Genomic DNA, 26839 nt, shown 5'->3' with positions numbered 1-26839 from the left:
TTTCCGGGTCCCCCGGTCAGGTCCGGAACGGCCATGGTAACGACCTCGTGGCGCGACCGCTCACGAGACCGGTGCGCGCGGGGGTTCCCGGGTGTTGTCACGGGAACGCGGACACCCCGGGTGGAATTCCCGGGGTGTCCGCTTATGGCATATTTCGCCACGATGTTCCGTCGCGAGGCCTTGGCCCGTGTGACGGGTGGATCAGACCTTGACCAGTGCCTCCAGCGGGACGCCCCGCAGATGCGGCTCCAGACGTGCCCTGCCGTCGAGGAAGCCCAGCTCCAGCAGGACGGCCACGGCCACCACCTCGGCGCCGGCCCGGCGGACGAGTTCCACCGAGGCCGCGGCGGTGCCGCCGGTGGCGAGCACGTCGTCTATGACGATGACGCGGTCGCCCTCCCGCAGGTCCTCGGCGTGGACCTCCATCTCGGCGCTGCCGTACTCCAGGTCGTAGCTCTGCGACAGCGTCGCACCGGGCAGCTTCCCCGCCTTGCGGACGGGGATGAAGCCGATGCCGGAGCGTACGGCGACCGGCGCGGCCAGGATGAAGCCGCGCGCCTCCAGGCCGACGATCTTCGTCGCGCCGTGCCGTACCGCGAGCTCGGCGAGGGCGTCCGTGAGCGCCGTGAAGGCCTTCGGATCCGCGAGCAGCGGCGTGATGTCCTTGAACGCCACGCCCGGCTTCGGATAGTCGGGCACATCACGGATCCGGCTCAGGAGCAGCTCCCGCGTGCTGTCGTCGGTCATCGACGCTTCCCCGACGGACGGCCCCGGCCGCGGCCACCGTGGCTGCGGGGACCCGCGACCGCGGCGGCGGGCGGCGTGTTGTCCTGCGCCGCCGTCGCCTCGTCGTCCGGCTCGGCGTCCCTCGGCTCGTCGCCGCCCTCGTCCGAGTAGTCGGGCGCCTCGCCCTTGGCGGCGGCGGCCTTCCGCTTGGCCAGCACGCGCTTCCTCAGTGCCTTGACCGACGGCTCGCGTTCCTTGAGGTCGGCGACCAGCGGAGTGGCGATGAAGATCGACGAGTACGCGCCGGCGGCGAGGCCGACGAACAGCGACAGCGAGATGTCGTTCAGCATGCCGGCGCCCAGGACACCGCCACCGATGAACAGCAGACCGGCGACCGGCAGCAGCGCGACGACGGTGGTGTTGATGGAACGCACCAGGGTCGAGTTGATGCTGCGGTTGGCGACCTCGCTGTAGGTGTACCGCGTCTGCTTGGTGATGTCCTTCGACCCCTCCTTGAGGGAGTCGAAGACCACGACCGTGTCGTAGAGGGAGTAACCGAGAATGGTCAGCAGACCGATCACCGTGCCCGGTGTGACCTCGAAGCCGACCAGCGCGTACACACCGACCGTGATCGTCAGGTCATGGATCAGGGCGATGAGCGCCGCGACCGCCATTCTCCATTCGAAGGCGATCGCGAGATAGATCACCACCAGGATCATGAAGATCCCGAGACCCGTCCACGCCTTGTTGGCGATCTGGTTGCCCCAGCTGGGACCGACCAGGTCGGCGTTGATCTTCTCCTGGGGGATGTCCAGGTCCTTGGCGAGCTGGGTCTGCACCTTGTCGGCCTGGGCCGTGTTCAGCTCGGTGACCTGGATACGAAGGCCGCCGTTGCCGAGCTTCTGGACGATCGCGTCATGGCCGGAGGCCTTCTCCGCGTGGTCCTGCGCGGCTGCCACGGAGATGCTCGTCTTCGGGGTGTTGAAGACGGCACCGCCCTTGAACTCGATGCCCATGTTGAGCCCGCGCACCGCCAGGCCCGCGATGGCCGCGATGGTGATCAGGATCGAGAGCGCGTACCAGAACTTGCGCTTCCCGACGAAGTCGTAACCGACTTCGCCGCGGTAGAGCCGGGCGCCGAGATCTCCGAGTCGCGACATCTCACGCCTCCTTCGGGTCGGTGGGGGCGCCGAGACGGCGGGTGCTGCGGCGCAACGGTGGTTTGGCTCCGAGGCGCTTCGGGTCGAGACCGGACCAGGACCCACCGCCCGAGAAGAACTTCGTACGGGCGACCAGCGTCATGACCGGCTTGGTGAAGAAGAACACGACGACGACGTCGAGCACCGTGGTGAGGCCGAGCGTGAACGCGAAGCCCTGCACCTTGCCGACGGTGACGGTGAACAGCACGGCCGCGGCGAGGAACGACACGAAGTCGGACACCAGGATCGTGCGCCGGGCGCGCGGCCAGGCCCGTTCGACGGCGGGCTTGAGCGTGCGGCCCTCTCTGATCTCGTCACGGATTCGTTCGAAGTACACGATGAACGAGTCCGCGGTAATACCGATCGCAACGATCGCACCACACACCGCGGGCAGGTTGAGTGCGAAGCCGATACCTGGCCCGAGCAAGGTCATGATCGCGTACGTCATGACCGCCGAGGCCAGCAGGCTGATGATGGCGATCAGCGCGAGACCCCGGTAGTAGAGCACCAGGTAGATGATCACCAGCGCGAGGCCGATGGCGCCCGCGATCAGACCGGCGTGCAGCTGCTCACCGCCGAGCGCGGCGGTGACCGTGGTGACGGTCTCCTCGCGGAAGGTGAGCGGCAGTGCGCCGTACGACAGGATGTTGCCCAGGTCCTGTGCGGACTCCTGGGTGAAGTTGCCGGAGATCTCGGCGTTGGCGCTCAGGGTCTGGCGCACCGAGGGCGCCGAGACGACCTCACCGTCGAGGACGATGGCGAACTGGTTCTGCGGGGCCTGCTGCTGCGAGAGCTTGCTGGTGATCGCCTGGAACTTCTTCGAGCCACCGCTCGTGAAGTCCATCTGGACGATCCACTGGCCGGTCTGCTGGTTGATGGTGGCGTTGGCGTCGTCGACGTCCTTGCCGCCCACCTCGGCCGGACCGAGGATGTACTTCTCCCACACGCCGTCGTTCTCACCGCAGGCGAGCGTCGGCTCACTCGGCTTCGCGGTGTCCCCGAGGGCGCCCCTGGCCTTCTCGTTCGTGCAGTCGAGCGCCACGAAGTCGGCCTGGAGCTTCTCCGTCGCGGGGTCCGCGGGCGGTGTCGCGCTGTCGCTCGGCGCCGGGCTCTCGGAGGCCTTGGGCTCGTCGGAGGCTCCCGGAGAGGGCGTCGCGTCGGCCTTCAGATTGTCCGTGAGGGCGCGGCCCTGGGTGGTCTCCGAAGCGCTGGGCGCGCCCGCGGCCGGCGGGTCGGCGGACTCCTCGCCCGGCTTGTCGCTCGTGGAGGCGCTGGGCTTCGGGCTCTCGCTCGAACCGGCGCTCGGAGTCGCCTCCGGCTGCGGCTGCTGCGCGGAGGGGTCACCCGGTCCGAGGGTCAGGACCGGCCGGAAGTACAGCTGAGCGGTGGTGCCGACCTGCTCACGAGCCTGCTGGGAGTTCGTGCCCTTGGGGATGTTGACAATGATGTTGTCGGATCCCTGGGTCTGAACCTCGGCCTCCTGAACGCCGAGACCATTGACACGACGCTCGATGATGCCGACCGCGGTGTTCATGTTGGTCTCGTTGACCGCGTTCGCCTGGCCCGGCGAGCTCTTGGCCTTGAGCGTGATGGTCGTGCCGCCGGCGAGGTCGATACCGAGGCGCGGCGTGAGCTCGCCCGCCCCGAACATTCCTCCGACGAGGGCGATCATCGCGATCAGGAACAGGATCAGGGTGCGCCCCGGCTTTCCCGGGGCCCCCGTCTGCCTTCGGCCCTTCTGAGGTGCTGCCACCTTTTCGTTTCTCCCTGTCCGACCGCTCCACGCCGGGTGAGCGACGGAGCGGCAACGAAGTGTTGTGGGGACCTGCCCACGCGAAAGCCGACGTCGTCCGGGGACCGCGGGGCGCCTACGGGCGCGGCGCGGTGCCGGACGTGACTACTTCGCGCCGCTCTCGCCGTCGGCCTTGGCGTCCTTGGGCTCGGCCTTCTCGGCGTCGGCCTTGGCCGCCTCGGCGGTGACGTCCGCCGTGGTGTCGGCCTCGGCGTCCTCCGGGCCGTCCTTCTTGCCCAGGTCGATCTTCGCCACGTCGTCGTCGCCGGTCAGGGAGGAGGCGTCGTCGGGCACGACGGCACCGTCGACCTCGATGTCCTCCTCCTCGTCACCGTGGACGATGCGGTTGTACTCCGCGTCGGTGAGGACGGCGCCGATGGAGTTCTTCGCGTACACGGCGTGGACGGCCGGCGCGACCTCAAGGAGGACCGTGTCGTCGTGAACTTCCTTGACGGTGGCGTACATGCCGCCGATCGTCCGGACGCCGGTGCCGGGCTGCATCTCATTGCGCATCTGCGCAGCCGCCTGCTGCTTCTTCTTGGCGGACCGGGTCATCAGGAACATGGCCCCGATGAGCACGATGAAGGGGAGGAGGGTCACGAGACTCACGGGAGGGAACTTCCTTCGCACGACCGCGCTGTCGGGCGGCCTGATATACGGGGGTGGGTTAGCCGACTTTTAAGGGCGGCATCGGCGGAGTCTAAGCGAGTCCGCATCAATGGAACAACGCCCGGCATGGCACCGGGGTTCCTGCTCGTGGGAATGCCCGTGCGGTCACGCCCCGAACAGACCCGGTTGTCCGCTTGCGCCCGGACTCCGCGGGGGCGGGGTGAGCCCCAGATGCGCCCAGGCGGCGGGGGTCGCGACCCGGCCGCGCGGGGTGCGGGCGAGCAGCCCCTCCCGTACGAGGAAGGGCTCGGCGACCTCCTCGACCGTCTCGCGCTCCTCCCCCACCGCGACGGCGAGGGTCGACAGACCGACGGGGCCACCGCCGAACAGCTTGAGAAGGGCCTGGAGCACGGCGCGGTCCAGCCGGTCGAGGCCCCGTTCGTCGACCTCGTACACCCGAAGGGCGACGGCGGCGATGTCCCGGTTGATATAGCCGTCGGCCTTGACCTGGGCGTAGTCGCGGACCCTGCGCAGCAGACGGTTGGCGATACGGGGCGTGCCCCGGGAGCGCCCGGCGATCTCGGCGGCCCCGTCGGAGTCGATCTCCAGGTCGAGGAGGTGGGCGGAGCGGTGGATGACCCGTTCCAGCTCGGAGGGCTCGTAAAACTCCATCTGGGCGGTGAAGCCGAAGCGGTCGCGCAGCGGCGGCGGCAGCAGCCCGGCCCTGGTGGTGGCGCCCACGAGGGTGAACGGCGGCAGCTCCAGCGGGATGGCGGTGGCGCCGGGGCCCTTGCCGACGATGACGTCGACGCGGAAGTCCTCCATGGCCATGTAGAGCATCTCCTCGGCGGGCCGGGACATCCGGTGGATCTCGTCGAGGAACAGGACCTCGCCGTCCTGGAGGGAGGAGAGGATCGCGGCGAGGTCGCCCGCGTGCTGGATGGCGGGGCCCGAGGTGATGCGGATCGGGGCGCCCATCTCGGCCGCGATGATCATGGAGAGGGTGGTCTTGCCGAGACCGGGCGCGCCGGACAGCAGAACGTGGTCGGCGGTGGCGCCCCGGGCGAGGGCCGCCTTCAGGACGAGGTCGAGCTGTTCGCGTACGCGCTCCTGCCCGACGAACTCGTCCAGCGACTTGGGCCGCAGCGCCGCCTCGACCGCCTGGTCCTCGCCGTCGGCGGAGGCGGTGACGAGCCGGTCGGGCCCGTCGGCGTCCGCCGGCCGGGGGCCGCCTGCCGGTGTCCCGTTGCTGCTGTCGTCCCAGTTCACTGTCATTCACCTCGTGGAATCGGGACGTCCCTGGACGGTCCCGTGGAGTGCGGCCCCGGCGCGTACCCGTGTGTGCGGTCGGGTCAGCGTGTCCGGTTCAGCGACTGGAGGGCGGCCCGCAGGAGTCGCGGGACGGCCGGTTCCGCACCGGCCTTGATCGCCTCCTCGGCCTGGGGCGTGACCAGCGCGACCGCCTCGTCGGCCTCCCTCGTCGCGTACCCGAGGCCGATCAGGGCCGCGTGCAGCTGATCGTTCCAGGAGACGGAGACCGGGGTGCCGATGCCCTGTCTGCCGATGTGGGAGCCGACGGGCTCACCGAGCCGGTCCTTCAGCTCCAGCAGGAGCTTCTGGGCGCCCTTCTTACCGATGCCGGGGACGGCGGTCAACGTCTTCTCGTCCCCCGTGGCGACGGCGACCCGCAGGGTGTCGGGCGAGTGCACGGCGATCATCGCCTGGGCCAGCCGGGGTCCGACGCCGCTCGCGGTCTGGAGCAGTTCGAACGTCTGGCGCTCGTCGTCGTCGGCGAAGCCGTACAGCGTGAGCGAGTCCTCCCGGACGACCAGCGACGTGGCGATCTTCGCCTCCTGGCCGATCCGCAGCCCCGCGAGGGTGGCCGGGGTGCACTGCACCAGCATGCCGACGCCGCCGACCTCGATCACCGCGGAGGTCGGGGCGAGGGCGGCCACCGGGCCGCTGACGAAGGCGATCATCGGGGAACCTTCCGTACGGGTACATGGCTGGTGGGACGGGCGGACGCCTTGGCCGCGGCCTGCGCCCGGGCGTGCGCCTGCTGGAGACGGTTGACGGCGGGGGCGCGCCAGATGTGGCAGATGGCGAGCGCGAGGGCGTCGGCGGCGTCGGCCGGTTTCGGCGGGGCGTCCAGCCGCAGCAGCCGGGTCACCATGGCGCCGACCTGTGCCTTGTCGGCGCGCCCGCTGCCCGTCACGGCCGCCTTGACCTCGCTGGGGGTGTGCAGCGCCACGGGGATACCACGGCGCGCGGCGCAGAGCATGGCGACCGCGCTGGCCTGGGCGGTGCCCATCACCGTACGGACGTTGTGCTGGCTGAACACCCGCTCCACGGCGACCAGTTCGGGCCGGTGCTCGTCCAGCCAGGCTTCCACGCCCCGCTCGATGGCGACCAGGCGTGAGCCGAGGTCCGCGTCGGCGGGCGTACGCACCACGCCGACGCCGAGCATCGTCAGCGGGCGTCCCGCGACGCCCTCGACGACACCGACGCCGCACCGTGTCAGCCCGGGGTCCACGCCCAGTACCCGCATCGCGCCCCTCCCCCTCGCACTCTCGGTCCCGCTCGGTCACATGTTCTGCCGGAGTGTCAGAACCCCTGATCAGCACAGTATCGGTCGGCACCGACAACGCGGCGGGCCGACGGGGGGTGTGTCCCCGTCGGCCCGCCGCGTACAGCCGAGTTGACGCCGCCGACCGCGCCGGCCGGACCAGGGAGGTCAGGCGTCGACCTTCTCCATGACCTCGTCCGAGACGTCGAAGTTGGCGAAGACGTTCTGCACGTCGTCGCTGTCCTCCAGCGCGTCGATCAGCTTGAAGATCTTCCGTGCGCCGTCCTCGTCCAGCTCGACCTGCATGGTCGGTACGAAGTTGGTGTCGGCGGAGTCGTAGTCGATGCCGGCGCCCTGGAGCGCCGTGCGGACCTCGACCAGGTCGGTGGCCTCGCTGAGCACCTCGTAGGACTCGCCCAGGTCGTTGACCTCCTCGGCGCCCGCGTCGAGGACGGCGCCCAGGACGTCGTCCTCGCCCAGCTCGCCCTTGGGGACGATCACGACGCCCTTGCGGTGGAACAGGTACGACACGGAGCCGGGGTCGGCCATCGAGCCGCCGTTGCGGGTCATCGCGACGCGGACGTCGGAGGCGGCCCGGTTGCGGTTGTCGGTCAGGCACTCGATGAGGACGGCGACACCGTTGGGCCCGTAGCCCTCGTACATGATCGTCTCGTAGTCGGCGCCACCGGCCTCCAGGCCGGCGCCGCGCTTGACGGCCGAGTCGATGTTCTTGTTCGGCACCGAGCTCTTCTTCGCCTTCTGGATGGCGTCGAAAAGCGTCGGATTGCCGTCGACGTCGGCGCCTCCGGTGCGCGCGGCGACCTCGATGTTCTTGATCAGCTTCGCGAAGAGCTTGCCGCGCTTGGCATCGATCACGGCCTTCTTGTGCTTCGTCGTAGCCCATTTAGAGTGGCCGGACATCTGCCTGTCTCCTTCGCGTAACCAATCCTGCTCCGTTCGGCAGAGATCCTACCGGGATCCCCTCACCGCGCGGAGCGCGCCATCTCCGTGAAGAAGCCGTGCAGCCGGTGGTCGCCGGTGAGTTCGGGGTGGAAGGCCGTCGCGAGGGCGTTGCCCTGCCGTACGGCGACGACATGCCCGCCGTGCTCGGCGAGCACCTCCACCTCGGCGCCCACGGACTCGACCCACGGCGCCCTGATGAAGACGCCGTCGACCGGTCCCACACCGGCGACGTCGACGGCCGCCTCGAAGGACTCGTTCTGCCGTCCGAAGGCGTTCCTGCGGACGATCATGTCGATGCCGCCGACGGTCTCCTGCCCGGAGCGCGGGTCGAGGATCTTCTCGGCGAGCAGGATCATCCCGGCGCAGGTGCCGTAGACCGGCATCCCGGCGCGTACGCGTGTCCGCAGCGGCTCCAGCATCCCGAAGAGGACGGCGAGTTTGGACATGGTGGTCGACTCGCCGCCGGGGATCACCAGGCCGTCCACGGAGGCCAGTTCGTCCGGCCGCCGTACGGTCGTGGCGACGGCACCGGCCGCCGACAGGGCGGCCAGGTGCTCCCGTACGTCGCCCTGGAGGGCCAGGACGCCGATCAGCGGGCCGCTCGCGGCGCCCTGGTCACCAGCCACGGTTGGCGTAGTGCTCGGACGCGGGCAGGGTGTCGATGTTGATGCCGACCATGGCCTCGCCGAGGTTGCGGGAGGCGTCCGCGACGATCTTGGGGTCGTCGAAGAAGGTGGTGGCCTTGACGATGGCGGCGGCGCGCTTGGCGGGGTCGCCGGACTTGAAGATGCCGGAGCCGACGAAGACGCCCTCGGCGCCGAGCTGGCGCATCAGCGCGGCGTCCGCCGGGGTGGCCACGCCGCCCGCGGAGAACAGCACGACGGGCAGCTTGCCCAGCTCGGCGACCTCCTTGACGATCTCGTACGGGGCGCGCAGCTCCTTCGCTGCGGCGTACAGCTCGTTGTTGTCGTAGCCGCGCAGCCGGGCGATCTCGTGTCGGATCTGGCGCAGGTGCCGGACGGCCTCGACGACGTTGCCGGTGCCGGCCTCGCCCTTGGAGCGGATCATGGCGGCGCCCTCGGCGATACGGCGCAGGGCCTCGCCCAGGTTGGTCGCACCGCAGACGAACGGTGTGGTGAAGGCCCACTTGTCGGAGTGGTTGACCTCGTCGGCCGGGGTCAGCACCTCGGACTCGTCGATGTAGTCGACGCCGAGGGACTGGAGGACCTGCGCCTCCACGAAGTGTCCGATGCGGGACTTGGCCATCACGGGGATCGAGACGGCCTCGATGATGCCCTCGATCATGTCCGGGTCGGACATCCGCGCGACGCCGCCGTCCTTACGGATGTCGGCGGGAACCCGCTCCAGCGCCATCACGGCGACGGCGCCGGCGTCCTCGGCGATCTTCGCCTGGTCGGGCGTGACGACATCCATGATCACGCCGCCCTTGAGCTGCTCGGCCATGCCGCGCTTCACGCGGGCGGTGCCGGTCTCGGGGGTCTGGCCGGTGGTGGGAAGCGTGCTGGACACGGTGACGACCTCACTGGGAACTGGTACGGGAGTCTTTCGGTGAGGTGAGCAAACCTCCGCCGACCAGTCCACAGCAAGGGCCAATGAAAGGCCGGTGGATCGTTCTCGTGGCTCTGTCGCCGCGCGGTCAGGTGCCGGGGCGGTCGGCGAGCGCGACCGGCGGCTCGTCGTCCATCTCGAACGCGAGCGGGAACGGCGCGTGCCCCGCGAGGCGGAACCAGCGGACCGTACGGTGCCGGCGCAGCGCGCGGGCCGCGCGTACGGAGTCGTTGTGGAAGCGCCGGGCCATGGGCACCCGACGTACCGCCGCGGCCAGTTCGGTCGCGGCCTCCTCGCCGCCCGGCGCGGCCCGTACCGCCTCGACCTGCGCGGCCTCCCCGAAAACGGCCCGCAGCGCCTCGCTCAGCTCGCTCTCGGCCACCTCGCGCAGCTCCTCCTCGTCGGCCTGCCGGGCCGCGTGCGCGCCCTGGTAGAGCACGATCGAGGCGGCGGGGTCGAGCAGGCCCGCGGTGGCCAGCTCCTGGGCGACCGAGGCGCGGCGCAGCAGTTGGGCGTCGAGGGAGGCCCGTGCGGCGTCGATCCGCGCGTGCAGCCGGTCGAGACGGCCGGCGGTCCAGCTGAGGTACAGGCCGATGGCCAGCAGCCCGACGAAGATCCAGATCAGGGTTTCGGTCACGCACGGCAGGCTACTGCCGTCGAGGTCCGGTGCCCCCACCCCGCCCCTTCCCGCGGCCGGGGACGGACCCGCCCCCGGCCCGCGGGTGGACTCAGTCGCGGGCCGTCAGGCCGAAGCGGGCGCGCAGGCCCACGCGTTCGTCCGTGGCCACCGACGCCGCGCCGTCGGTCACCGTCTCGTAGACCGCCAGGATGTCCGCGCCCACCGTCGACCAGTCGAAGCGGCGCACATGGGCGCTGCCGCGCGCCCGCAGTTCCTCGCGGCGCTCGGGGTCGCCCAGGAGCCGTACCACCGCCTCGGCCAGCGCGTCCGCGTCCTCGTTGGCGAACAGTTCCCCGGCCGCGCCCTGGTCCAGGACCTGAGCGAACGCGTCCAGGTCGCTCGCCAGCACAGCCGCGCCCGCCGACAGCGCCTCGACCAGGACGATGCCGAAGCTCTCGCCCCCGGTGTTGGGTGCCACGTACAGGTCGACACTGCGCAGCAGCCGCGCCTTGTCCTCGTCGCTGACCATGCCGAGGAATTCGACGCGTGAGCGCATCTCCTTGGGAAGCGACTCGACGGCCTCCTTCTCGTCGCCGCGCCCGGCGACCAGCAGCCTGGTGCCCGGGAGGGATTCGAGGATCTTCGGCAGGGCCTTCATCAGGACGGGCAGCCCCTTGCGGGGTTCGTCGATCCGCCCTATGAAGCCGATCGTGCCGCCCTGCCACTCGGGGTTGACCTCGGCGTCGGCGAAGAAGCCGACGTCGACACCGTTGGGGATGACGACCGCGTCGCCGCCCAGGTGCTCGACCAGCGTGCGCCGGGCGTACTCGCTGACGGCGATTCGCGCGCTTATCTTCTCCAGCGCCGGCTGGAGGATCGGGTACGCGGCGAGCATCACGCGCGAGCGCGGGTTCGACGTGTGGAACGTCGCGACGATCGGCCCCTGCGCCGCCCAGCAGGTGAGCAGCCCGAGCGAGGGCGCCGTGGGCTCATGGATGTGGATGACGTCGAAGGTGCCGTCGTGCAGCCAGCGCCGTACCCGGGCCGCCGCCAGGAAGCCGAAGTTCAGCCGGGCGACGGAGCCGTTGTACGGGACGGGCACGGCCCGGCCGGCGGAGACCACGAACGGCGGGAGCGGTGTGTCGTCGTCGGCGGGCGCGAGCACCGAGACGTCGTGGCCCAGCCGGATCAGATGGTCCGCGAGATCCCTGATGTGGAACTGCACTCCGCCCGGCACGTCCCAGGAGTACGGGCAGACGATGCCGATCTTCACCCGGTCCCCCCGGGCCTCTCGGTGCTCCCGGCACCCCCGGCACTCCCCGCGCTGCCGCCGGGCCGGGGTTCGAGGTCGGCGAGCCAGAGACGTTGCAGCATGTGCCAGTCCTCCGGGTGCTCCGCGATGCCGTCGGCGAACCTGTCGGCCACGGCCTGTGTCATCACAGACGACTTCTCGGCCCGTTTGCCTGTCTCCGGCACCTCGACGGCCGAATACACCCGTCCCCGCATGAGCTTGGGCCCGTCGAAGTGGAGCGCCACCGGGAAGAGCAGCGCCCCGGTCTGCTGCGCCAGCATCGCGGGCCCGGCCGGCATCCGTGTCTTCTCACCGAAGAACGTCACCTCGACGCCCGACGCCGACAGATCGCGGTCCGCGACCAGACACACCAGGCCACCGGCCCGCAGCCGGCGGGCGAGCGTCCCGAAGGCGGTGCCCCCGGTGTGCGGCAGCACCTCCATACCGAGGCTCTCGCGGTACTCGACGAAGCGGTCGAAGAGCGATTCGGGCTTGAGCCGTTCCACGACGGTGGTGAACGGAACGCCCATCCCCCGGGTGAGCCAGGCCCCGGCGAGATCCCAGTTGGCCAGATGCGGCAGGGCCAGGATGACGCCCCGACCGCTCTCCAGTCCCTCGTTGAGGAGGTGGATGTCCTTGATCTCGACGCTGTCCCGCACCCGTTCGGCGCTCCACACCGGCAACCGGAACGACTCCATCCAGTACCGCATGTACGAGCGCATGCCCGCCTTGGACAGCTCCCGCAGGCGCTCGGGGCCCGCGTCCGGCACCACCCGGGCCAGATTCGACTCGAGCCGCAGCACGTTCGAGCCGCGCCGCCTCCACACGGTGTCGGCGATCGTCCTGCCGAGTGCGGCGGCGGCCGGTTCGGGGAGCTTCTTGACGGTGCTCCAGCCCGCCCCGTACAGGGCGTCGACCAGTCGGTCCCGCCCGCCGCTCATGACGCGGACCCGGTGGCGCCGGCGGCCCCGCTCGCACTGGCCGCGTCCGCCTCGGCGGACTCGCGCCGTACGGTGACGACACGCTGCCCGAGTGTCACCAGACTGCCCGCGGCCACCACCCACAGCGCGATCGGCAGCAGGATCTCGATCCCGGGCACGCCGAACGTCTTGTGCATGCCCGCGAGACCCGCCGCCACCAGGGAGATGACAAGCCGCTCGGCGCGCTCGATGAGCCCGTTGACGGCCACCGGCAGCCCTATCGACTCGCCGCGGGCCTTCGTGTACGACACGACCTGGCCACTGGCCAGGCAGAAGATCGACACGGCGCACAGCACGTTGTTGTCGCCCGTCCCCGCGTACCAGAGCGCGAATCCGCCGAAGACCGCGCCGTCGGCGACCCGGTCGAGCGTGGAGTCGAGGAACGCCCCCCACCGGCTGGAGATCCCGGCCTGCCGCGCCATGTTGCCGTCGACGAGGTCGGAGAAGACGAAGAGCGTGATGACGATGGTGCCCCAGAAGAACTCTCCGCGGGGGAAGAAGAACAGCGCTCCGGCCATCACTCCCGCCGTACCGATGAGTGTCACAGCGTCGGGACTCACCCCCCGGCGAAGCAGAAACGCGGCGAACGGGGTGAGGACACGCGTAAAGAATGCACGCGCGTACTTGTTCAGCATGGCCTTCCCGACGGTCGGTTGGGCAGATGGCCCCATCGGCCATCGGCTGGCCCATCGTAGCCAGGACCGACGCCCTCCACCGCCGGGGCGCCCGGCTCGGCGTCCCCCGGCAGTTCGTCCCCGGGCGCGCCGCGGGGCCGACCAGTTCCGGACAGCCGCCGGAGCCGCTGTGGGGGCCTGAGCGGGCACGGTGGCGAAACGTGGGGGCCGGTTTCTCCCTGACGCGGAGAGCGTGCCCCGGTTACGCTGTGGTGCGCCCCAGGTCAGCAGGTGTGCGGGGCAGGGTAGTTGGGAACAGGGCGCAGCAGCGGATGCTTGCGGCGATGGGGGCGGACAGTGGCGCACGACGGATTCGATTTCTCACCTGGGGCTCAGGTTCCGCTCCAGGGGTCGGCGGGTCAGACCGCGGCGACGCATGCCCTCGCCTCGGCGGCGTACCGCGACAGTCCGCTGGAGGAGATCTCCAAGGCGGACAACGATTCTCACAAGTCCGATGTGAAGAAGGGCAAGGTCTCGCTCTTCGAGCCGAATCTGGGCGAGGCGTTCTCGCGCGCGGTGCAGACGCGGATGCTCGGTGGCGGGCGGGCCGCGCTCATCCAGTCCTTCGGTACGGAACCGCAGACGGTGGTCGAGCACTGTCTGGCGGCGATCCGCATCCGTAAGGAGCGCGACACCCGACTCACCCTGGTAACCGTGGTGTTCGGCGTGCTGTTCCTGCCGGGAGCGCTGCTGTGGATCGGGGTCTTCCAGCTGCGCAGGACGCTGGCGGGGTCGAAGGACAAGAAGGCCGGGGCGATCGGCGGCGCCCTGTTGCTCGGGGTCGCCGCGCTGGCTGTCGTCTTTCTGGTCGCGCTGCCGTTCACGGGCTTTCTCGGCTGGTACCTGCGCGGCATGATCATCGCGCCCGTCATCGGCTGGCTGCTCGCCAAGCGGATCTGCGAGACGACGGCGAAGGACCTGCGCGCCCGCTGGAGCGACCTGCTGGACGGCGGTGGGCTGGGCGCCAAGGTGCCGGAGGCGGTGCCGGGGCATCCCGACGAGACCGCGCGGGAGGAGCTGCGCCACGGGCTGGAGAAGCTGACGGCCGAGCAGCGGTCCAACGCGATCTTCTACGCGGGCCCCAAGGAGATACTGGGCATGGGCACCCGGTGGGGCAGCTGGCAGCTCGCGGAGGAACTGGTTCCCAAGGATGCCGACAAGGAGATCCATCAGTTCCGCAGCTACGACGTGATACGCGTGATGCACGACCAGCTGAAGATGCTGGAGCGCGGCCCGCTCAACTCCGGTGGCTTCCCCAAGCCCGAGGTGAAGCACTGGATCGTACGGCCGGTCGGCGAGAAAGCCGGATCGGTCAGCAGGCCCGACGGCCAGGACGTGGAGACGTTCCAGGTCAAGGGCCACGAGATACAGCGCATCTGCAACCACCAGCAGTTCGGCAGCGGCGACCGGCACTATCTGGGCGTCCAATTCGTCCTGTGGGACGGCCAGTTGGTCATCACGATGATGATCACGGTGACGGTCCTGCACGAGACGCTGCGCATCGAGGTGACCGGTCACGCGCTGGGCCCGGTCCACTCCCTCTTCACCTCTAAGCCGTCGCCCAAGACGGTCACGAAGCCCAAGACGGTCAGGTTCTGGGAGACCACGACCCACAGTCTTCCGTTGGTGGAGCCGAAGGAGGCGGTGCGGCTCGCGATCCGGGCTCCGTTCACCTGGTATCCGCCGATCCTCGACTATCTCGGCGGCAAGCTGTCGCTGCCCGAGCCGTTCGGTCTGCGGCATGTCTGGGCCGAGGAGCCGTGGCGGCACCGCTTCATGGCGGACGACGCGATGCGCGCGGCCACACCGGTGCTGCGGGTGGCGCACACGGCGGCCCTGCGGGTGCTGAACGAGAACGGGGTAGACACCGAGCGTTTCGGAAACCGCTCCTCGTTCCTGAGCGGCGCGATCCAGGACCCGTCGCCGAAGTAAGGAGGCCGAGCAGGCCGAGCAGGCCAGCGGGCCGGGAGATACGGCGCGCAGGCCTTACGGCTTGGTGGCGGCCGGCCACGCGTCGGCCAGCATCGCCCGGGTGTCGGCCAGCAGTTGGGGCAGCACCCGGGTGTGCGCGACGACGGGCATGAAGTTCGCGTCGCCGCCCCAGCGCGGCACCAGGTGCTGGTGCAGATGGGCGGCGATGCCGGCCCCGGCGACGGTGCCCTGGTTCATGCCGATGTTGAAGCCGTGCGCCCCGGAGGCCGTACGCAGCGCGGTCATCGCCTGCTTGGTGAACGCGGCGAGTTCGGCGGTCTCCGCCTCGTCCAGCTCCGTGTAGTCGGCGACGTGCCGGAACGGCACGACCATGAGATGGCCGCCGTTGTACGGATACAGGTTCAGCACCGCGTAGACGGACTCGCCGCGGGCGATGACGAGCCCGTCCTCGTCGGACTTGCGCGGGATGGAGCAGAAGGGACAACCGTCGTCCGCGTTCGGGCCGGTGGGCTTGTTCTCACCCTGGATGTAGGCCATCCGGTGGGGTGTCCACAGACGCTGGAACGCGTCCGGGCTGCCCACTCCGATCTGCTGCTCCGGCTCACTCGTCATGCTGTGCAGCATATGACTTCGCGCCGGTGAAGCGTGTCGCCGGGCCCGCTCCGCACGCCTCCCGGCCATGCTGGCGCGATGCATGTCCGGAACCGAACCGACCGGCCGCGCGGCTGGGAGCGGCGGCTCGAACTGCCGCTGCTCATCGCCTCGCCGCTCTTCCTCGCCTGCTACGCGGTACGCGTGCTGGACCACGACCGCGACGCCCTCGTCGGCGACGTCGCGACGATCGCCCTCCTCGCGATCTGGGCGCTGTTCGCGGTGGACTACGCGGTACGTCTGGTGCTGAGCGGCGAGCGTGCCCGCTTCGTGACGTCGCACTGGCTGGACACGGTCGTCCTGATCCTGCCGCTGCTGCGGCCGGTGCGGATCGTCAACACATATGTGACGCTCCAGCACCGCCACGACCGGCCCCGGCTGAGTCTGTACGGGCGGGTGATGGCGTACGCGGGGATCACGGCCCTGCTGCTCAGCGTCGCCACGTCGCTCGCGGTCTACCAGCAGGAGCGCGGCGCGCCGGGCGCCACCATCCGTACGTACGGGGACGCGGTGTGGTGGGCCTGCTCGGCGATCACCACGGTCGGGTACGGCGATGTCACCCCGGTGACGCCGCTCGGCCGGGTGTTCGCGGTCTTTCTGATGATCTGCGGACTGGCGCTGCTGGGCGCGGTGACGGGTTCGTTCTCCTCGTGGCTGGTCCAGGTCTTCCGCCGCGAGGACGAGGCGGGCGGCGCGGGCCGGCCGCCGGACGACGTACGGCCGCCGGGAAGCTGACGCCTCCCGGCGGCCGTAGGAATCCGCGTGGGTGCCTCGCGGAGCTGTCCCGCGGGGGTGTCTCAGACCTGTACGCGGCGCTCCACGACGTCCAGCAGCTCGGCGAGCGCCTCGTCGGCGGGGATGCCGTTCTTCTGCGTCCCGTCCCGGTAGCGGAAGGACACCGCGCCGTTGGCGACGTCCTCGTCACCCGCGATGATCATGAACGGTGTCTTGTCCTTCTGGTGGTTGCGGATCTTCTTCTGCATCCGGTCCGCCGACGCGTCCACCTCGACCCGCAGCCCCTTGGCCCTGGCCCGCGCGGCGAACTCCTGGAGGTAGGGCACGTGCGCGTCGCCGATCGGGATGCCGACCGCCTGGACGGGGGCCAGCCAGGCCGGGAACGCCCCCGCGTAGTGCTCCAGGAGCACGGCGAAGAAGCGCTCGATCGAGCCGAACAGCGCCCGGTGGATCATGACGGGCTGCTGCTTGGTGCCGTCGGACGCGGTGTACTCCAGCTCGAACCGCTTGGGCTGCTGGAAGTCGACCTGGATGGTGGACATCTGCCAGGACCGACCGATGGCGTCCTTGGCCTGTACGGAGATCTTGGGCCCGTAGTACGCGGCGCCGCCCGGGTCGGGGACCAGCGGCAGCCCCTGCTTGTCGGCGGCCTGCTGGAGCGCCGCCGTGGCCTCCTCCCACTCCTCGTCCTCGCCCATGAACTTGTCGGACTCGGGGTCGCGGGTGGACAGCTCCAGCTCGAAGTCGGTCAGCCCGTAGTCCCGCAGCAGATCCAGCACGAAGGTGAGCAGGGAGTCCAGCTCCTGCGGCATCTCCTCCTTCGTGCAGTAGATGTGCGCGTCGTCCTGGGTGAAGCCGCGGGAGCGGGTGAGTCCGTGCACGACGCCGGACTTCTCGTAGCGGTAGACCGTGCCGAACTCGAAGAGGCGCAGCGGCAGCTCGCGGTAGGACCGGCCGCGCGCCTTGAAGATCAGGTTGTGCATCGGGCAGTTCATGGCCTTGAGGTAGTAGTCCTGGCCGTCGAACTGCATGGGCGGGAACATGCCCTCCGCGTAGTGCGGCAGGTGCCCCGAGGTCTCGAAGAGCTTCTTCTTCGAGATGTGCGGGGTGTTGACGAACTCGTACCCGGACACCTCGTGGCGGTGGCGCGAGTACTGCTCCATCTCCTTGCGGATCACCCCGCCCTTGGGGTGGAAGACCGCGAGGCCGGAGCCCAGCTCGTCGGGGAAGGAGAACAGGTCCAGCTCGCTGCCCAGCTTGCGGTGGTCGCGGCGCTCGGCCTCGGCGAGGAAGTCCAGGTGGGCCTTCAGCTCCTCCTTGGACGGCCAGGCGGTGCCGTAGATCCGCTGGAGCTGCGGGTTCTTCTCGCTGCCGCGCCAGTAGGCGGCGGCGGAGCGCATCAGCTTGAAGGCCGGGATGTTACGGGTGGTGGGCAGGTGCGGACCGCGGCAGAGGTCCTTCCAGCACAGCTCGCCGGTCTTGGCGTCGAGGTTGTCGTAGATCGTCAGCTCACCGGCGCCGACCTCGGCCGACGCGCCCTCGGCGGCGTCGGCGGCCTTGCCCTTGAGCCCGATCAGCTCGATCTTGTACGGCTCATCGGCCAGCTCGATCCGCGCGTCCTCGTCGGTGGTGACCCGCCGGGAGAACCGCTGGCCGCGCTTCTGGATCTCCTGCATCTTCTTCTCGACGCGCTTCACGTCGTCGGGGGTGAAGGGCTCGGCGACGTCGAAGTCGTAATAGAAGCCGTCCTTGATCGGCGGGCCGATCCCCAGCTTGGCCTCGGGGAACAGCTCCTGCACGGCCTGCGCCATGACGTGCGCGGTGGAGTGGCGCAGGATGTTCAGGCCGTCCTCGGAGGAGATCTCCACGGGCTCGACGGTCTCGCCGTCGGCGACCTCGTAGGCCAGGTCCTTCAGCTCGCCGCCCACCCGGGCGGCGATCACGGTGCGCTCGCCGGGGAAGAGGTCGGCCGCCGTAGTGCCCGTCGTCACCACGCGCTCTTCCCGCTCGGAATCGCGTTCGATGGTCACGCGGACATCTGACACCGGTCTCTCCTTCACTGGCGGGGCGCGCGGGCTCGTACCCGTACGCGTCGGGAATCGTACCGAGCCGGAGGGGCCGCTCGCTAAACGGTTGAATTGTGCCGTCATCTCCGGCGTACGGCGCAAAGGTCGCGGGTATCACCGTTTCGGGCAGTCGGCCTCATGCCATCTGCCAAGCGTGCGCGAGGAGTTCGGGGATGACGCACTGGTACGAGGGCCCCCTGGCCGCATTCGACATCGAAACCACAGGTACCGACGCCGAGGAGGACCGGATCGTCTCGGCCGCCCTCGTCGTCCAGGACATCTCGGGCGCCCGGGCCCGGGTCACCCGCTGGCTGGTCAATCCGGGGATACCGATCCCGGTGGCCGCGACCGAAGTGCACGGCCTCACCGACGCGTTGGTCCAGCGCTCGGGGCGCTGGCCGGCACCGGTGATAGAGGAGGTGGGGCGGGCGCTGGCCGAGCAGTGCATGGCGGGCCGGCCGCTGGTCGTGATGAACGCGCCGTTCGGTCTGACGGTGCTCGACCGCGAGATGCGGCGCCACCGCGACTCGTCACTGGCCCGCTATCTGGAGAACGCGCCGTTCTGCGTGCTGGATCCCGGCGTGCTGGACCGGCATCTGGACGCGGTCCGAAAGGGCCGCCGACGGCTGGTCGACCTCTGTTCGCTGTACGGGGTGGTGCTGGACGGCTCGCACGACGCCGTGGCCGACGCGGCGGCGGCGCTCGAAGTGGTCCGGTCGGTGGGGCGCCGGTTCGCCACCACGACGGAGGCGCTGACGCCGGCCCAGTTGCACGCGCGCCAGGCGGTCTGGCACGCGGCGCAGTCACGCGGCCAGCAGGAGTGGTTCGCACGCGGCGGCACCCGGGCGGCGTCCGATCCGGCGTGGCCGCTGCGGCCCCGAATGCCCGCGGTGGCCTGACCGTTGAGGAAGCCGGGGAACAGCAAGGCCGGTCCGTCGATGACGGACCGGCCTTTCCCGGTGGGCGATACTGGGTTCGAACCAGTGACCTCTTCGGTGTGAACGAAGCGCTCTCCCACTGAGCTAATCGCCCGGGAACGGACTGAACCATACAGGTCTCGGCGGGTTTCGTTCAAACCGTATGACGGTGCGCGAGGACGTCGCGCAGCCCCCGTCGCCCGGCCCGCATCATCAGCGCGTGATTGGCGAGGAAGAAGGGACGCCCGGCCACGGCGAGGCGCCGCAGCAGCGGCTTGTTGACGTCGACCTCCTGCTCGTACAGGGCCCGGGTGCCGCCGCCCCGGGCGCTCAGCGTCCAGCGTGCCCAGCCCTCGAGATCGCCCGTCATCTCCATCTCCAGGACCCGGGCGCGCGGATCGTTCCTGCTCTCGCGGGCGCGGACGGACAGGTCGTACGGGATCACGGACCGGAACCGGGCCGTCCCGGTGCGCTCGTCGACCGGGGTCACCTCGCGGACCTGGGGCCACCAGTCGGGGTACTCACCGGCCCGCTCCAGCACTCCGAAGACGGTGTCCGGGGCGGCGTCGAGGTCCCAGACGCTGCGGAAGCGGTAGTGGTACCAGTCCATGGGTCAAGTGTGCGCCCCACTCGGATACTCACGCCCGTATCTGAGTACGAGAGCCGATGGCCCATGCTGTGGCGCGGACCACACTCCAGACCATGGAGAACGTTCCGCGACCGGCCGAGGAACTCGCGGTCCTCGATGGTGAACTGGCCCGCATCGAGGCGCGCAGAGCGCAGTTGCTCGCCCGCAGGTCCTATCTGTTGACGCTGCTGATGTCGGCGGCGGCGCCCGTGCCGGGGGCGCCGCCACGACCGCCGGCACCGCCGGCACCGCCGGCACCGCCGACGCCCGCCCGCGTACCCGAGACGTCCCCGCCGAGCGTGCAGAACGCCCTGCTGGCGCTGGGCGGTGTGCTGCTGACCGTCGCGGCGATCGCCTTCACCGTCGTCAGCTGGGGCGCCATGGGCATCGGCGGTCGCTCGGCCGTGCTGGGCACCGTCACCCTGGCGGCGCTCGCCGCGCCGGCGCTCCTGCTGCGCCGGGGCCTGACCTCGACCGCCGAGGCCGTCGGCGCGCTGGCGCTGGTGCTGACGGTCCTGGACGCCTACGCCCTGCACCGTGTCGCGCTCCCCGGCACGGACCCGCTCGGCTACACGGCCACCGCGTGCGCCGTACTGGCCGCCGTCTGGGCCGCGTACGGACTGCTGCTCGACCGGCTGCGCACACCCCTGCCCGCCGCGGTCCTCACCGCCCAACTCCCGTTGTCGCTCTGGGCGCTGGCGGCGGACGCGGGCCAACTGACGCTCGGGTGGGCGCTGCTGGCCACCGCCGCCGCGGACCTCGCGGTCGTGCTGTGGGCGAAGCCCGCGCCTGCCAGGTCGATCGCGGGCGTCACCGCCTGGGTGGCCGGCGGCTGGGCGCTGCTGATCGCGGCCGGTCTCTCGGTGACGGCGGACAGCCCGCTCGACGCGGCCCGGCCGGGCGTCCTGCTGCTGGCGGGTGCCGCTCTGGGTCTGTACGTGGCCGTGCGCCTTCCCGCCGTCTCCCTCGCCGCCGCCCTGGTGGCAGGTCTGGCCGTGGTCGCCGCGACCGGCGGTCTGTTGCGGCCCTCGGTGCCGATCGGCTGGGCCGTGGTCGGGTATCTGCTGTGCGGCGCGGCCCTGTTGACGGCCGTACGGGCCCCGCTGCCGCTCCCGGCGGTGCGCGGGCTGTGCGCCGCCGCCGGGACCGTCGTGGCCGGGGCCGTGCTGTGGGCGCTGCCCGCGACGGCCGTGACACTGCTCGGCCCGCTGTCCTGGGCGGACCGCGTCTGGTCGGGGGCACCCGGCGGGGCGCGCGAAGCGCTCGGCACGGATCCGGGCTGGTCGGCGATGGCCACGGCGCCGCTGGTGCTGCTGATCGCCGCCGGGCTCCTCGTGGCCGCGCACGGCCGGCTGCCCGCCTCCGCACGACCCGCCGCGCTATCCGGCGCGACGGCGCTCGGCTGGGCGGCGCCGCTGATCCTCCCGGCCGCGCTCGACCTCGGGTACGGGGCGGCCGTGGTGACGCATCTCGCCCTGACTGCGGGCGCGTTGACGCTCGCGGTGTACGGACGCCGGGCAGCCACCGGCGCCTGGTCCCCGGTCTCGACGACCGCCATGGTCTGCGCGCTCGTCGGCGCGGCCGATGTCGCGCTGCTGGCCCTGGCCACGGAGACGACCACGCTGATCACCCTCGCGGTGCTGCTCGCCCTGCTCTGCGGCGGCGCGGTGGCCCTGAACCCGGTCGTGACCACGGCCGCCCTCGCGGCACGGACCTGCCAGGCGCTGATGGCCTGCGCGGCCGTCGGGGCCGCCGTCGGCCTGCTGTGCGCCCTCTGCGCGTCCGCCGGGCTCGCCCGCGAGACCACCGCCCTGGCCGTCCTCGCCGTGCCCGCCGCCGTCGCGCTGCTCGGCGCGCGGCTGCGCCACCGTCCCGTGGCCCTGCCCGTCGAGCTGACGGCGGCCGGCGCCGGTCCGCTGGCCGTCGGCCTCGCCTCGGGGCACCCGGAGACCGCCGCCCTCGTGCTGGCGCTGTGCGGCGTCGTCGCGGCGGGCACCGCGCTGCGCCCGGAGCGCCGTCCCGTGGCCGGGTATCTCGCGGCGGCGCTGTTCGTCCTGGCCACCTGGGTGCGGCTGTACGCCTCCGACGTGGCGACCCCGGAGGCGTACACGCTGCCGGTGACCGTCCTCGCGCTCGCCGTGGGTGTCCTGCGGCGCCGTGGCGACCCCGGGGCGTCGTCCTGGACGGCGTACGGCCCCGGCCTCGCCGCGACGCTCCTGCCGAGCCTCGTCGCCGCCTGGGGCGACACGCACTGGCTCCGCCCGCTGGCGCTGGGGGTCGCCGCCCTCGCCGTCACACTCGTCGGGGCGCGGCTGCGGCTCCAGGCACTCCTGGTGCTCGGCGGCGCGGTGCTCGCCCTGGACACGCTGCACGAGCTGGCGCCGTACGTCGTCCAGGCCGTCGGCGCCCTGCCGCGCTGGCTGCCGCCCGCGCTCGCCGGACTGCTGCTCCTGGCGCTGGGCGCGACCTACGAACGGCGCCTGCACGACGCCCGCCGGCTGCGGAACTCCCTGGGCCGGATGCGCTGACGGACCCGCGCCGGGAGTCACGTACCGGAGAACGACCGATGCCCCGGAGACGGTGAAGTCTCCGGGGCATCGATTCCGGGTGGGCGATACTGGGTTCGAACCAGTGACCTCTTCGGTGTGAACGAAGCGCTCTCCCACTGAGCTAATCGCCCGGACGCAGGGCAAACATTACCCCATGTCAGTGGCTCCACCGGACCGTTCCACGGTCACTGCTGGATCTTCCAGGGCATGACGAATCCGAACTTCCACAGATAAATTCCGGCCAGCACGGCCATGATCACCAGACCGGCGGTCGTCAGGATGATGTTGCGCCGCCGCACCTTGGGATCGAGCGCTTTCTGAGCGGCTTCGGTGACCTTGCGTCGCGTCCATCGGAGCACCAGTTGTGCCCAGACGAATTCCGTCGCCCAGATCGCCATACCGCCGAAGATGACGAGCCAGCCGGGGCCGGGCAGCACCAGCATCGCCGCGCCCGCCACGACCACCGCGAGCCCGACGACGAATACGCCGACCTGCCAGCTCATATGGAGCGTCTTCGAACTCTTGATAAAGCCCGGAGCACGTGAGCCGAGCGCATGCTCGAACGTCTCCGGCTTGGATTCCCCCGCGGTTCTCTCTGCCGTCGGTACGACGACATCCCCCCGCTCGTCACTCTCCGCATGCATGACCCCCAACCTACCCGACGCCGAGTCGTCACCGGAATGGCGGCATAAGTCGAAGTTAGGCACCGCTGTACGAGCTACCTGAAGGATCACAAAACAGACAGAGGGGTTTACAACGGCACCGTAGGTGGCATGTCGATTTCGCCGACGTGCGAATCCCCGAGCGCACACTGAGCGAAAGGCCCTGGCGCTTATGAACACCACGGTCAGCTGCGAGCTGCACCTGCGCCTCGTTGTATCGAGCGAGTCCTCACTGCCTGTACCCGCGGGCCTGCGGTATGACACGGCCGATCCTTATGCCGTGCACGCCACCTTCCACACCGGAGCCGAGGAGACGGTCGAGTGGGTGTTCGCCCGCGACCTTCTGGCCGAGGGGCTGCACCGGCCCACCGGCACGGGCGACGTCCGAGTATGGCCCTCCCGCAGCCAGGGCCAAGGCGTCGTCTGCATCGCGCTCAGCTCCCCGGAGGGAGAGGCCCTGCTGGAGGCCCCGGCGCGAGCCCTGGAATCCTTCCTCAAGCGAACCGACGCCGCGGTGCCACCCGGCACCGAGCATCGCCACTTCGACCTCGACACGGAGTTGTCTCACATCCTGGCCGAGAGCTGAGCCAGGCCGAGAGCTGCTCGGCGCCGTCCGACTCGGGGAGACGGCGCCGTGCGGACAACCACATACGGGCGGACAACGACGCCGTCGCCGCGGAAGCCACCGCGACGACGGCGTCGTCGCGCTCCCGCGCCCCCTAAGATCTGCGGAACCCGGCGGGCACCGGTCCGCAGCAGGCCAGGGAGCGAATCGTGCAGATCCCCCACGACACCCGCAACGCCCTTGAGACCGTCGTCAGTCTCGTGAACACCATCCCCGAGGCCCACGGCTCGGACGGGCTCCCCGATGTCGAGGCCCTGTACGCCTTCGCACAGGCCCACCGCATGAGCGGGGTGGGTGATCTCGGTCCCCGCGATCTGCGGGCCGTACAGGCCGTACGTACGCGCTTCGCCGAGGTGTTCGCCGCCCCCGGTCCCCGTGAGGCGTCAGAGCTGCTCAACGATCTGGTGGCCGCCGCCGGGACGACCCCGCAGCTGACGGACCACGACGGCTACGACTGGCACGTGCACTACTTCGCGCCGGACGCGTCGATGGCCGACCATCTCGCCGCCGACTGCGGGATGGCCCTCGCGTTCATCGTGGTGGCGGGCGAACAGGAACGGCTGCGGCGCTGCGAGGCGCCGGACTGCGGGCACGCCTTCGTCGACCTGTCACGCAACCGTTCGCGCCGTTACTGCGACAGCCGCACCTGCGGCAACAGGCTGCACGTGGCCGCCTACCGGGCGCGCCGCAAGGAAGCGGCCGGCTGAGCGTCACAGCAGGAACAGATCATGGACCGCCGCCATCAGCAGCAGGGTGCCGATGACCGTCAGGAAGATCATCAACGGCGGCTGGGAGAGCGCGAAAAGACAACCGCGCGGCTCTTCGGTGGGTGCGGGGGCCTGGCCCCGTGAGGTATCGAGCATCGCGGGGTGATCATGACGCAGACCGCACTCCGCCGAACAACCAACACGCGTCCCGGCCAGGCGAGTTCGTCAGATTCGTAGCAAACGTCCACCCCCTGAGACGGACGGCCCCCCGGGAGGCTCCCGGGTCAGATGCCGTGCTTCTTGAGGATGGCCTCGACATCGCTGAAATCGTCACCGGAATCCGTGCCGCCGGACTTCTTCGCCTTGGCCGCCTTCGGCTGCGCGACGGGGGCCGCGGACGCCCCGAGCGAGGGGGCGGAGGCCGCCGGCGCGACCGCGTCGCGCTGTGCCGCCCTGGCCGCCGCCCGGCGCTCCTTGCGCGTCCCGACGCCGGAGCGCCGCTCCACCATCCGTGTCGTGAGGAACAGCAGCCACGAGAGCCCCAGGAGTCCGACGCCCACCCAGGCGGTCGGACTGAACGCCTTGTCGGCGAGCCACTGGACCACCCCGGTCATCACGAGGGCGACCGGCACCAGCGAGTAGGCCGCGATACGCGTCGCGGCGAGGAAACGCTTGCGGTACGCGGTGATCGCCGCGATGCCGAGCCCGGCAGCGGACACCGCGGAACAAATGGTCTCGGCAATCATCCGGTCCTCCAGGCGTGGGCGCCGTCGTCGGTCGTGAGCGTTCCCGTCGGGCAGGCCGGTCCACGCCGACCTGTCGACCCTTCCATCCTGCACCTCCGGGCCGGGTAGGGGCCACGGTGCGGAGGGACCTCAGGGAGATCTCCGGGGTCGCTCTCCTCCCCAGGTCCCGGTCGGGAGGGGCGCCGGCGACCTGGAAGACTGGCCGCATGACTGACTCCTCCACCACCGGCCCCGTCGTGCTCGACGTCTGGTGCGAGCTCCAGTGCGCCGACTGCCACACCGCCCTGGCGGACCTGCGGGCGCTGCGGGAGCGTTACGGCGACCGGCTGGACGTACGGCTGCGGCACTTCCCCCTGGACAAGCACCGCCACTCCTTCGCCGCCGCCCAGGCGGCCGAGGAGGCGGTCGAGCAGGGGCAGGGCTGGCCGTACGCGGAGGCCGTCCTGGCCCGCCACGCGGAGCTGGACACCCGGGGCGAACCGCTGCTGATCGAAATCGCCCGCCAACTGGGCCTGGACGAGGAGGAGTTCGACACCGCGCTGATCGACGGCCGGCACACCCTGATCGTCGACGCCGACCAGGCCGAGGGCAAGGCGATCGGCGTGACGGGCACCCCCACGTATGTGATCGACGGCGAACGCCTCGACGGCGGCAAGAGCCAGGAGGGCCTGCGCGCACGCATCGAGGAGATCGCCGACCGACTGCTCGCCGAGGCCGGACACCCGCTCTCCTGAAGCGCTGCTCCGAGCAGCGCCCGTCAGAGCAGCGTCTTGAAGAGATTGCGGTGCGTGGTCACGTATCCGAGTGATTCGTAGAGGGCGATCGCCGGGGTGTTGCCCGTGAAGACGTGCAGGCCCAGTGCGCCCGCGCCCGTGCGGAGGGCGATCGTCTCGGCGTGCAGCATCAGCGCGCGGCCGTAGCCCTTGCCGCGGTGTTCGGCGGACACCTCCACGTCGTACACGAACGGGGCGACGGTGTCGGGGGCGATCTCCCTGCTGCCCACCCAGACATGGCCGACCACATCGCCGTCGTGGACCAGGGCCTCGATCCAGGTGCCGGGGGTGGCCAGGCCGGCGGGCAGGTTCTCGGCGCGGCCGGACTCCGCCTTGGCGCGGGCCTGTTCCGGCGGCAGGCCGCGGTCGATCCAGCTCTGCAGGAAGCCGTCGAACGAGCGCCGCTCCCAGACCTCGTACTCCGTCTCGTCCAGCGGTCTGCCGAGGAGGCCGGGCGGCAGGGCCGGGGGCTCCTGGGCGAGGTCCTTGGTCATGTTCCTGCTGCGCTCGGTGTGGCCCAGGGTCTCCAGCAGCGGCAGCGCTCCCCCTGCGCCGGCGGGGACGGAGGCGATCACCTGGCCGCAGCCCCAGCCGCGCAGGACCTCCTCGGCGGCCAGCACGGCGATCGTGCCCCGGCCGCGGCGCCGGTTCGCCTCGTCGATCCGCAGATGGCGCAGCACACCCGCCGGAGTGCCGTACGCCCCGTCCATGCCGAGTTCGATCACGCCCACGGGGCGGCTGTTGTCGCACACCTCGTAGCCGCGTGACTTCATACCGTCGTCGGTCTGCTGAAGCGGCCCGGTCGGCCGCAGAGTCGTGGTCATCACGGGAGTTGTACCCATCTCACCGCCACACGTCAT

General features: G+C 70.7%; 28 protein-coding genes and 2 tRNA genes. 7 read left to right on the top strand and 23 right to left on the bottom strand.

The window, feature by feature from the left end:
* Positions 1-201: 201 nt before the first annotated feature.
* The 14 genes from ACFYNU_RS15745 to pgsA form a co-directional block, all read right to left on the bottom strand.
* Entirely contained in the window at positions 202-747 is a 546-nt protein-coding gene (locus ACFYNU_RS15745) for an adenine phosphoribosyltransferase (RefSeq protein ID WP_356592213.1), read from the bottom strand.
* Positions 744-1886, bottom strand: a complete 1143-nt coding sequence (gene secF, locus ACFYNU_RS15740; RefSeq protein ID WP_356592211.1) for a protein translocase subunit SecF — start codon at positions 1884-1886, stop codon at positions 744-746. Before secF ends, ACFYNU_RS15745 begins: the two co-directional genes overlap by 4 nt.
* Before the next feature lies 1 nt (position 1887).
* Positions 1888-3678 (bottom strand): protein translocase subunit SecD, encoded by a 1791-nt coding sequence (gene secD / locus ACFYNU_RS15735; protein ID WP_356592209.1) that lies wholly within the window; start codon positions 3676-3678, stop codon positions 1888-1890.
* A 144-nt stretch (positions 3679-3822) separates the two neighbouring features.
* The gene (gene yajC / locus ACFYNU_RS15730) at positions 3823-4326 is read right to left on the bottom strand and encodes a preprotein translocase subunit YajC (protein ID WP_356592207.1); all 504 of its coding nucleotides are present in this window, start codon (positions 4324-4326) and stop codon (positions 3823-3825) included.
* 165 nt (positions 4327-4491) lie between these two features.
* On the bottom strand, positions 4492-5601 hold the full coding sequence (gene ruvB, locus ACFYNU_RS15725; protein WP_388766380.1) for a Holliday junction branch migration DNA helicase RuvB: 1110 nt from the start codon (positions 5599-5601) through the stop codon (positions 4492-4494).
* 77 nt (positions 5602-5678) lie between these two features.
* Positions 5679-6305: a Holliday junction branch migration protein RuvA gene (gene ruvA, locus ACFYNU_RS15720; RefSeq protein WP_356592203.1), complete on the bottom strand. Its 627-nt coding sequence runs from the start codon at positions 6303-6305 to the stop codon at positions 5679-5681.
* Positions 6302-6874, bottom strand: coding sequence for a crossover junction endodeoxyribonuclease RuvC (gene ruvC, locus ACFYNU_RS15715; protein WP_356592201.1), 573 nt, complete (start codon positions 6872-6874; stop codon positions 6302-6304). Before ruvC ends, ruvA begins: the two co-directional genes overlap by 4 nt.
* 186 nt (positions 6875-7060) lie before the next feature.
* Entirely contained in the window at positions 7061-7813 is a 753-nt protein-coding gene (locus ACFYNU_RS15710) for a YebC/PmpR family DNA-binding transcriptional regulator (protein ID WP_356592199.1), read from the bottom strand.
* 62 nt (positions 7814-7875) lie between these two features.
* The gene (gene pdxT / locus ACFYNU_RS15705) at positions 7876-8448 is read right to left on the bottom strand and encodes a pyridoxal 5'-phosphate synthase glutaminase subunit PdxT (RefSeq protein ID WP_356592282.1); all 573 of its coding nucleotides are present in this window, start codon (positions 8446-8448) and stop codon (positions 7876-7878) included.
* A gap of 22 nt (positions 8449-8470) precedes the next feature.
* Positions 8471-9385: a pyridoxal 5'-phosphate synthase lyase subunit PdxS gene (gene pdxS, locus ACFYNU_RS15700; protein WP_356592197.1), complete on the bottom strand. Its 915-nt coding sequence runs from the start codon at positions 9383-9385 to the stop codon at positions 8471-8473.
* Positions 9386-9512: 127 nt separating this feature from the next.
* Positions 9513-10061, bottom strand: coding sequence for a hypothetical protein (locus ACFYNU_RS15695; protein WP_356592195.1), 549 nt, complete (start codon positions 10059-10061; stop codon positions 9513-9515).
* A 91-nt stretch (positions 10062-10152) separates the two neighbouring features.
* Positions 10153-11316, bottom strand: a complete 1164-nt coding sequence (locus ACFYNU_RS15690) for a glycosyltransferase family 4 protein (RefSeq protein WP_356592193.1) — start codon at positions 11314-11316, stop codon at positions 10153-10155.
* Positions 11313-12275 (bottom strand): phosphatidylinositol mannoside acyltransferase, encoded by a 963-nt coding sequence (locus tag ACFYNU_RS15685; protein WP_356592191.1) that lies wholly within the window; start codon positions 12273-12275, stop codon positions 11313-11315. The genes ACFYNU_RS15690 and ACFYNU_RS15685 overlap by 4 nt, the downstream gene beginning before the upstream one ends.
* Complete coding sequence (gene pgsA, locus ACFYNU_RS15680; protein WP_356592189.1) at positions 12272-12949, bottom strand: phosphatidylinositol phosphate synthase; 678 nt, start codon at positions 12947-12949, stop codon at positions 12272-12274. The genes ACFYNU_RS15685 and pgsA overlap by 4 nt, the downstream gene beginning before the upstream one ends.
* Positions 12950-13285: 336 nt before the next feature.
* Between pgsA and ACFYNU_RS15675 the strand changes: the two genes are divergently transcribed.
* On the top strand, positions 13286-14920 hold the full coding sequence (locus ACFYNU_RS15675; RefSeq protein ID WP_356592187.1) for a hypothetical protein: 1635 nt from the start codon (positions 13286-13288) through the stop codon (positions 14918-14920).
* Positions 14921-14974: 54 nt separating this feature from the next.
* On the opposite strand, the gene ACFYNU_RS15670 is transcribed toward ACFYNU_RS15675, so the two are convergent.
* Positions 14975-15544 carry an HIT domain-containing protein gene (locus ACFYNU_RS15670; protein ID WP_069629686.1) on the bottom strand — a complete coding sequence of 190 codons (570 nt, stop codon included), beginning with the start codon at positions 15542-15544 and terminating at the stop codon, positions 14975-14977.
* Positions 15545-15610: 66 nt separating this feature from the next.
* On the opposite strand from ACFYNU_RS15670, the gene ACFYNU_RS15665 reads away from it, so the two are divergent.
* Entirely contained in the window at positions 15611-16306 is a 696-nt protein-coding gene (locus tag ACFYNU_RS15665; RefSeq protein WP_356592184.1) for an ion channel, read from the top strand.
* A 62-nt stretch (positions 16307-16368) separates the two neighbouring features.
* On the opposite strand, the gene thrS is transcribed toward ACFYNU_RS15665, so the two are convergent.
* Complete coding sequence (gene thrS, locus ACFYNU_RS15660; RefSeq protein ID WP_356592182.1) at positions 16369-18351, bottom strand: threonine--tRNA ligase; 1983 nt, start codon at positions 18349-18351, stop codon at positions 16369-16371.
* 194 nt (positions 18352-18545) lie between these two features.
* On the opposite strand from thrS, the gene ACFYNU_RS15655 reads away from it, so the two are divergent.
* Entirely contained in the window at positions 18546-19271 is a 726-nt protein-coding gene (locus ACFYNU_RS15655; RefSeq protein WP_356592180.1) for an exonuclease domain-containing protein, read from the top strand.
* A 61-nt stretch (positions 19272-19332) separates the two neighbouring features.
* Here the strand turns inward: ACFYNU_RS15655 and ACFYNU_RS15650 are convergent.
* Together ACFYNU_RS15650 and ACFYNU_RS15645 are read right to left on the bottom strand one after the other, a co-directional pair.
* Positions 19333-19404: transfer RNA gene (locus tag ACFYNU_RS15650), tRNA-Val, on the bottom strand.
* Positions 19405-19443: 39 nt separating this feature from the next.
* Complete coding sequence (locus tag ACFYNU_RS15645) at positions 19444-19899, bottom strand: SRPBCC family protein (RefSeq protein WP_356592178.1); 456 nt, start codon at positions 19897-19899, stop codon at positions 19444-19446.
* 92 nt (positions 19900-19991) lie between these two features.
* Between ACFYNU_RS15645 and ACFYNU_RS15640 the strand changes: the two genes are divergently transcribed.
* The gene (locus ACFYNU_RS15640) at positions 19992-22445 is read left to right on the top strand and encodes an SCO7613 C-terminal domain-containing membrane protein (RefSeq protein WP_356592176.1); all 2454 of its coding nucleotides are present in this window, start codon (positions 19992-19994) and stop codon (positions 22443-22445) included.
* Between the two features lie 80 nt (positions 22446-22525).
* Here ACFYNU_RS15640 and ACFYNU_RS15635 read toward each other — a convergent pair.
* A tRNA-Val gene (locus tag ACFYNU_RS15635) sits at positions 22526-22597 on the bottom strand.
* A 54-nt stretch (positions 22598-22651) separates the two neighbouring features.
* A complete protein-coding gene (locus ACFYNU_RS15630) occupies positions 22652-23110 on the bottom strand; it encodes a TIGR02611 family protein (protein WP_356592174.1) in 459 nt (152 codons plus the stop codon).
* Between the two features lie 190 nt (positions 23111-23300).
* On the opposite strand from ACFYNU_RS15630, the gene ACFYNU_RS15625 reads away from it, so the two are divergent.
* Complete coding sequence (locus tag ACFYNU_RS15625; protein WP_023542925.1) at positions 23301-23714, top strand: SsgA family sporulation/cell division regulator; 414 nt, start codon at positions 23301-23303, stop codon at positions 23712-23714.
* A gap of 188 nt (positions 23715-23902) precedes the next feature.
* Positions 23903-24460, top strand: coding sequence for a CGNR zinc finger domain-containing protein (locus tag ACFYNU_RS15620; RefSeq protein WP_356592172.1), 558 nt, complete (start codon positions 23903-23905; stop codon positions 24458-24460).
* Between the two features lie 3 nt (positions 24461-24463).
* Here the strand turns inward: ACFYNU_RS15620 and ACFYNU_RS15615 are convergent, their stop codons facing one another.
* Together ACFYNU_RS15615 and ACFYNU_RS15610 are read right to left on the bottom strand one after the other, a co-directional pair.
* The gene (locus tag ACFYNU_RS15615; RefSeq protein ID WP_167756225.1) at positions 24464-24616 is read right to left on the bottom strand and encodes a hypothetical protein; all 153 of its coding nucleotides are present in this window, start codon (positions 24614-24616) and stop codon (positions 24464-24466) included.
* Positions 24617-24744: 128 nt separating this feature from the next.
* A complete protein-coding gene (locus ACFYNU_RS15610; RefSeq protein ID WP_356592170.1) occupies positions 24745-25206 on the bottom strand; it encodes a hypothetical protein in 462 nt (153 codons plus the stop codon).
* 206 nt (positions 25207-25412) lie between these two features.
* Between ACFYNU_RS15610 and ACFYNU_RS15605 the strand changes: the two genes are divergently transcribed.
* Positions 25413-25940 (top strand): DsbA family protein, encoded by a 528-nt coding sequence (locus ACFYNU_RS15605; RefSeq protein ID WP_356592168.1) that lies wholly within the window; start codon positions 25413-25415, stop codon positions 25938-25940.
* A gap of 23 nt (positions 25941-25963) precedes the next feature.
* Here the strand turns inward: ACFYNU_RS15605 and ACFYNU_RS15600 are convergent, their stop codons facing one another.
* Positions 25964-26803: a GNAT family N-acetyltransferase gene (locus tag ACFYNU_RS15600; protein WP_356592166.1), complete on the bottom strand. Its 840-nt coding sequence runs from the start codon at positions 26801-26803 to the stop codon at positions 25964-25966.
* Positions 26804-26839 lie beyond the last annotated feature (36 nt).

Source organism: Streptomyces sp. NPDC006643, assembly GCF_042870175.1.
Taxonomy (GTDB): domain Bacteria; phylum Actinomycetota; class Actinomycetes; order Streptomycetales; family Streptomycetaceae; genus Streptomyces.
Note: the sequence above shows the minus strand (reverse complement) of the source record. Positions and strands in the feature narration are given on the sequence as shown.